Source organism: Bradyrhizobium sp. SHOUNA76 (assembly GCF_023006445.1).
Taxonomy (GTDB): Bacteria; Pseudomonadota; Alphaproteobacteria; order Rhizobiales; family Xanthobacteraceae; genus Bradyrhizobium.
Genome location: NZ_JALBHA010000438.1, coordinates 1 through 5,565, shown reverse-complemented (window position 1 = coordinate 5,565; position 5,565 = coordinate 1). Strand labels below are relative to the sequence as shown.

Sequence of the window (5,565 nt, the reverse complement as noted above, 5' to 3'; positions counted from 1 at the left end):
AGACGTAGCGCGCCGACGCGGCCGGTCGCGCGCATCGGCGCAGCGTCGTCCGCCAGTCCCCGGACGCGCATCTACGTCTACCCGACCGCGCCGGGCACCGGCAGGGGTCTCGATGTCGACAAGGTGCCGTCGGCGATCAACGCCGTCGATCCGAGCCAGATCAAGCGCACGGGCTCGCTGAACGTCACCGACGCGCTGCGCGACAACATCGCCGGCGTCAACATCACCGAGGTCACCGGCAATCCGTTCCAGCCGGATGTCGAATTCCGCGGCTTCGTCGCTTCGCCCGTGACGGGCACACCGCAAGGCCTTGCGGTGTATCAGAACGGCGTCCGCATCAACGAAGCCTTCTCGGATGCCGTCAATTGGGACCTGATCCCGACCGCCGCGATCAGGTCGGTGACGCTGGTGACCAACAATCCCGCCTTCGGCCTCAACGCGCTGGGCGGTGCGATCAATCTGCAAATGAAGGACGGTTTTACCTATCAGGGCGCCGAGATCGACGTGATGGGCGGCTCGTTCGGACGCGTCCAGGGCTCGGCGCAATGGGGCAAGCAGGTCGACAAGAACTACGGTGTCTACGCCGCGCTCGAAGGCCTTCGCGACAACGGCTTCCGCAATTTCTCGCAATCGACCGTGCGGCGCTTCTACGGCGATGTCGGCTACAAGGCTGGCGACAGCGAATTCCACGCCAATATGGGCGTCGCCAAGAACGATTTCGGCGCCAGCGCCACCGTTCCCGCCGAGCTGCTCGATAAATATTGGGGCGCGACCTACACCACGCCGCAGACCACGTCCAACCGCGTCGGCTATCTCAATCTGACCGGCAAGGCCGAGCCGACGCCGACCTGGACACTCGAGGGCGCCGCGCATGTGCGCAGGTACGAGCAGAAGCTCGTCGACGGCAATCCGACCGACGTGCAGGAATGCGCCGCCCCGGGGCTGCTGTGCTTCGGCGACGATGCGACGCCGGCGAACGGCACCAACGGCGCGCAGCTCGTCAATCCGTATCCGACCGGAACCATCCTTGGCGAGATCGACCGGAGCACGATACGTTCGACCAGTTTCGGCGTGTCAGGGCAGGCCACCAACACCGATCAGTTGTTTGGCCACGACAACCGCTTCGTGATGGGCGCGAGCTATGACGCCGGCGTCACGCGCTACAACGCCACCGCCGAGATCGGCTCGATCGGAGAAAACTACGTTGTCAGCGGGAGTGGCCTCTTTCTGGGGCCGACCGGCCAGCCGACGACGGTTGCCGGTCCCGTCTCGCTGCGGACCGTCAATCAATATAACGGCCTGTATGCGATGGACACGTTCAACGTCACGGATGCCTTCGCCATCACCGGCGGCGGCCGTTTCAACGTGGCGCGGATCTCGCTGGAGGACCAGCTCGGGACCGATCTCAACGGCGATCACACCTTCACGCGCTTCAATCCGGTGATCGGCGGCACCTACAAGATCACGCCGGGGCTGACCGCCTATGCCGGCTATTCCGAGGCCAACCGCGTGCCGACGCCGCTCGAACTCGGCTGCTCCGATCCAGCCCGCCCCTGCCTGATCGCGGCGTTCCTGGTCTCCGATCCGCCGCTCAAGCAGGTCGTCTCCAAGACCGTGGAAGCCGGCCTGCGCGGCACCAAGGAGCTGAATATCGGCACCCTCGGCTGGAAGATCGGCGGCTTCCGCGCCACCAATTACGACGACATCGTCGCGGTCCCCGTCGTCGGGCGGACCGGCTTCGGCTATTTCTCAAATGTCGGCCGTACTAGGCGGCAGGGCCTCGAGGCTGAGGTCAACATCAAATCGCCCACGCTTCAGTTCCAGGCGAGCTACGCCTTCGTCGACGCGCGCTATCTTGACCCCCTCGAGCTCGGCTCGGAAAGCCCGTTTGCCGATCCGGCCACGGACACTATCCAGGTCAGGCCCGGCAACCAGCTCCCCGCGATCCCGCGCCACCGCGTCAAGGTCGGCGTCGACTATGCCGTGACCGACGTCTGGAAGGTCGGCGGCAACGCGCTCTACGTCTCCAGCCAATACCTGGTCGGCGACGAGTCGAATCAGTTCGCGAAGCTGCCGTCTTATACGGTGTTCAATCTCCACACGTCCTACCAGGTGGCGAAGAACATCCAGCTCTATGGCAAGGTCGACAACATTTTCGACAAGCGCTACGCGACCTACGGACAGTTCTTCGACACAGGAGCCTTGCCCAACTTCACCAACGGCGGCAACGACTTCACCGACCCGCGCTCGCTCAGCCCGGCCCGGCCGCGCGCGTTCTATGCGGGGATGCGGGTGACGTTCTAGGCACGGGTCTGTGTCCGTACGGTTCGGTGCGTTCTAGGGTCGGTAAGGCGAGCTGCCGGAAGTCCCGGCGCCGGGCGTCGCGCCCCATGTTCCGCGATGGCGCTCGCTGAGCTTGCAGAATATTCCGCCTCCGGCATGATGGCTTCGGAGGCCTGCTTTGCCGTGTCGTTGAAGAATCCGGATGCCGTCGCTTCGATCGTTTCAGCGCTTCGGCACGTCTACGGTGACGAGGTCGCGCGATTCATGCTGGTCGAGGGCATGAGCCTCGCCGACTTGATCGATGCGATGTTTTCCGCGCCCTTGACGCACCGCGAGGCCGTTCGAGATATCACCGACGGATTGGACGATTTTGTCATTTCACCGGACCTGGGTCTCGTGTGGCACCTCAGGTACATCTATGGAGACGAGCCCGGCTCCCTGCATGTCGTGGACATGGAGATCGCCACGCCGGATGGCACGCTGGCAAGCAAGGACGTCTGGCTTCGTCTGTCCTCCTAGAGGCGGGGCCGCCCTTGGGATGATTCGGCCCCGTTCCGCGGGCGTTGTCTTTACCAGTCAGAAACCATCTCAAATGATCCGAAAATTTTAACGAAACCGCTCGGGCCTCTCCGCGTCAGTTTGTTGGAGGGCCGGTGTGATGACAGAGCGCCAATTGAGAGAGCAGGAATGCCAGATCGCGCGTTATCGGCGTTTGGAACGGGAGGTTACGGACCCGCTCGCCGCGTGTCTGCTCCACGGCATCGTCGAGGAGCTTGAAGCCGAGCTGCGTAAGCAGCGTCCGGATTGGCACGGGCCACGTGATTAACGCTTTCTTAGCGCTAGTCATGCGGATTATTGTGGGGGATGTCAGGGGAGACTGCTCCCATGCTGAAGGACGGCACATATGCGGCGTGGTACAAGACGCCGCTCGATCAGGGGACCGGCATCGTCCATGTCGCGGACGGACAGATTTGGGGCCGTGACAGCCTGATGACCTACCACGGCTCGTGTCAGGTCGATGGAGATCGCTTCACCGCCACGGTGTCGACGAAGCGTCATACCGACGGACGTGCCACGGTGTTCGGCGTGGACGACGAGCTCATTTTGGATATCGAGGGAAACTGCCCCGGCAAGATCGCGACTTACACCGCGACGGCACAGCAAGTGCCGGGAATGGTCCTCCAGGGAACGCTCATTCTCACCGAACAGCAGCCGCCGGCACATGACCAGGCTGAGCAGCGCACAGCCTTCAACCCCGGCAAGCTGCCAAAGTTGCCGAAGCGCTCGCGCTGATCACGGGAGCCGGCGCATCTGCTGGCCCGCATCCATATGTCGCGCCCCAGACCGCGCGATTCTGCATCCGGCTTTCCCCAAAGCTTGCTTCTCAAACCGCCCTGAACTCGCCATTGTGCGCCCGCAACAGCTCGGAGCGGAGAAGCATCAATGTCGGACAAGGTCTCGCGTCGCCGGTTCGCGAAAATCGCGGGGCTGTCTGCGGCCGGCTTGACCGGTCCGATTGACGCGGCAAAGGCCAAGCCGGCAGCGGCGCCGCGCGCCGGCTTTCCGGCGGGCTTCGTCTGGGGCACGGCGACCTCGTCCTACCAGGTCGAGGGCGCGGTCGACGAGGATGGGCGAGGGGCCTCGATCTGGGACAAGTTCGTGCGCATCCCCGGCAAGATCGAGGACGGCACCACGGGCGACCGCGCCAATGAGCATTATCACCGCTACAAGGAGGACATCGCGCTCATCAAGGCGCTCGGCTGCAAGGCCTACCGCTTCTCGGTGGCCTGGCCGCGGCTGTTTCCGGACGGCGACGGCAAGCCCAACCCGAAGGGGCTCGACTTCTACAACCGGCTCATTGACGAGCTCCTGAAGAACGGCATCGAGCCGTGGTTGACGCTCTATCATTGGGACCTGCCGCAATCGCTCCAGGATCGCTTCGGCGGCTGGCGCTCGACGGAGACCTGCAAGATCTTCGGCGACTACGCGGCCTATGTCGCAAAGCATCTGACCGACCGCGTCAAAAACGTGTTCACGCTGAACGAGAGCGGCCGCTTCGTCTATTTCGGTTACGGCATCGGCATCGACGCGCCGGGCCTGACGCTGCCGCAAGCCGAGGTCAACCAGATCAGGCACAACAGCGCGCTCGCGCACGGGCTCGCGGTGCAGGCGGTGCGCGCCCATGGCCGCCGTGGCACCAAAGTGGGGCCGGCGGAGAACGTCGATGCCTGCGCCCCTGCGATCGACACGCCGGAGAACGTCCGCGCCGCCGAGATTGCGCTCCGCGAAATGAATGCCGGCTATCTCAACGTCATCATGACGGGCCGCTATACCGACGCCTTCCTGAAATTCGCCGGGCCGAACGCGCCGAAATTCACCGATGCGGAGCTGAAGACCATCTCCTCGCCGGTCGATTTCCTCGGCCTCAACATCTACGCGCCGCAGAACTACGTGGTGGCCTCCGACCAGGGCGCAGGCTTCATGCCGCTGCCGATCCCGAAATCGTTCCCGCACATGAATTCGGACTGGCTGCGCGTCGGGCCGGAGACGCTCTATTGGGTGCCGAAGCTGGCGGCAAAGATCTGGAAGACGGACGCGATCTATATCAGCGAGAACGGCGCATCCGGCGACGACGTCGTGACGCCGGATGGCAAGATCTACGACACCGACCGCATCATGTACCTGCGCAACTATCTCGCCCAGCTCCAGCGCGCCACCAATGAGGGCGTGCCGGTGCGCGGCTATTTCCTCTGGAGCCTGATGGACAATTTCGAGTGGGTGTATGGGCTGAACAAGCGTTTCGGACTGTACCATGTCAATTTCGACACGCAGGTCCGCACGCCGAAACTCAGCGCCAGTTTTTATCGCAACGTGATCGCGAAGAACGCGGCGGGAGCGTGACCGCTTCCCTCGTGTAGAAGTCGTCCTGCCCGGGCTCGTCCCGCCTGCGTGGCCGAAGCCGCCTCGGCGAGGCGAGGGCGGGACAAGCCCGGCCATGACGTCGCTGAGGCTTTCGCGCAGCGGAAAATCCGGGTGAGGGGCGGGAGAGGGCGTGGCCACCCCGCATTGACTCTCCTCTCCGCCTTATTCAGAACCGTCCTCAACACTCACAACAAGAGGACAACGCCAATGGCTGACGCGCTGATCATCGATGCCTGCCGGACCCCGCGCGGCGTCGGCAAGGCCGGCAAGGGAGCGCTGTCGGGTATTCATCCGCAGCAGCTCGGCGCAACCGTGCTGCGGGCGCTCGCGGCGCGCACCGGCATCAACACGGCCGACGTG

General features: G+C 64.0%; 5 protein-coding genes and 1 pseudogene. All 6 read left to right on the top strand.

Going from position 1 to position 5,565, the window contains the following annotated elements:
- The coding region (locus MOV74_RS30105; protein ID WP_246930363.1) for a TonB-dependent receptor at window positions 1-2,304 on the top strand (2,304 nt) is incomplete at its 5' end.
- Window positions 2,305-2,439: 135 nt separating this feature from the next.
- Complete coding sequence (locus MOV74_RS30100) at window positions 2,440-2,802, top strand: hypothetical protein (RefSeq protein WP_246930364.1); 363 nt, start codon at window positions 2,440-2,442, stop codon at window positions 2,800-2,802.
- A gap of 139 nt (window positions 2,803-2,941) precedes the next feature.
- On the top strand, window positions 2,942-3,109 hold the full coding sequence (locus tag MOV74_RS30095; protein WP_246930361.1) for a hypothetical protein: 168 nt from the start codon (window positions 2,942-2,944) through the stop codon (window positions 3,107-3,109).
- A 59-nt stretch (window positions 3,110-3,168) separates the two neighbouring features.
- Window positions 3,169-3,576 (top strand): hypothetical protein, encoded by a 408-nt coding sequence (locus tag MOV74_RS30090; protein WP_246930359.1) that lies wholly within the window; start codon window positions 3,169-3,171, stop codon window positions 3,574-3,576.
- A gap of 150 nt (window positions 3,577-3,726) precedes the next feature.
- Complete coding sequence (locus MOV74_RS30085) at window positions 3,727-5,184, top strand: GH1 family beta-glucosidase (protein ID WP_246930358.1); 1,458 nt, start codon at window positions 3,727-3,729, stop codon at window positions 5,182-5,184.
- 228 nt (window positions 5,185-5,412) lie between these two features.
- Window positions 5,413-5,565 (top strand): annotated as a pseudogene (locus MOV74_RS30080) (acetyl-CoA C-acyltransferase); the annotation flags it as partial.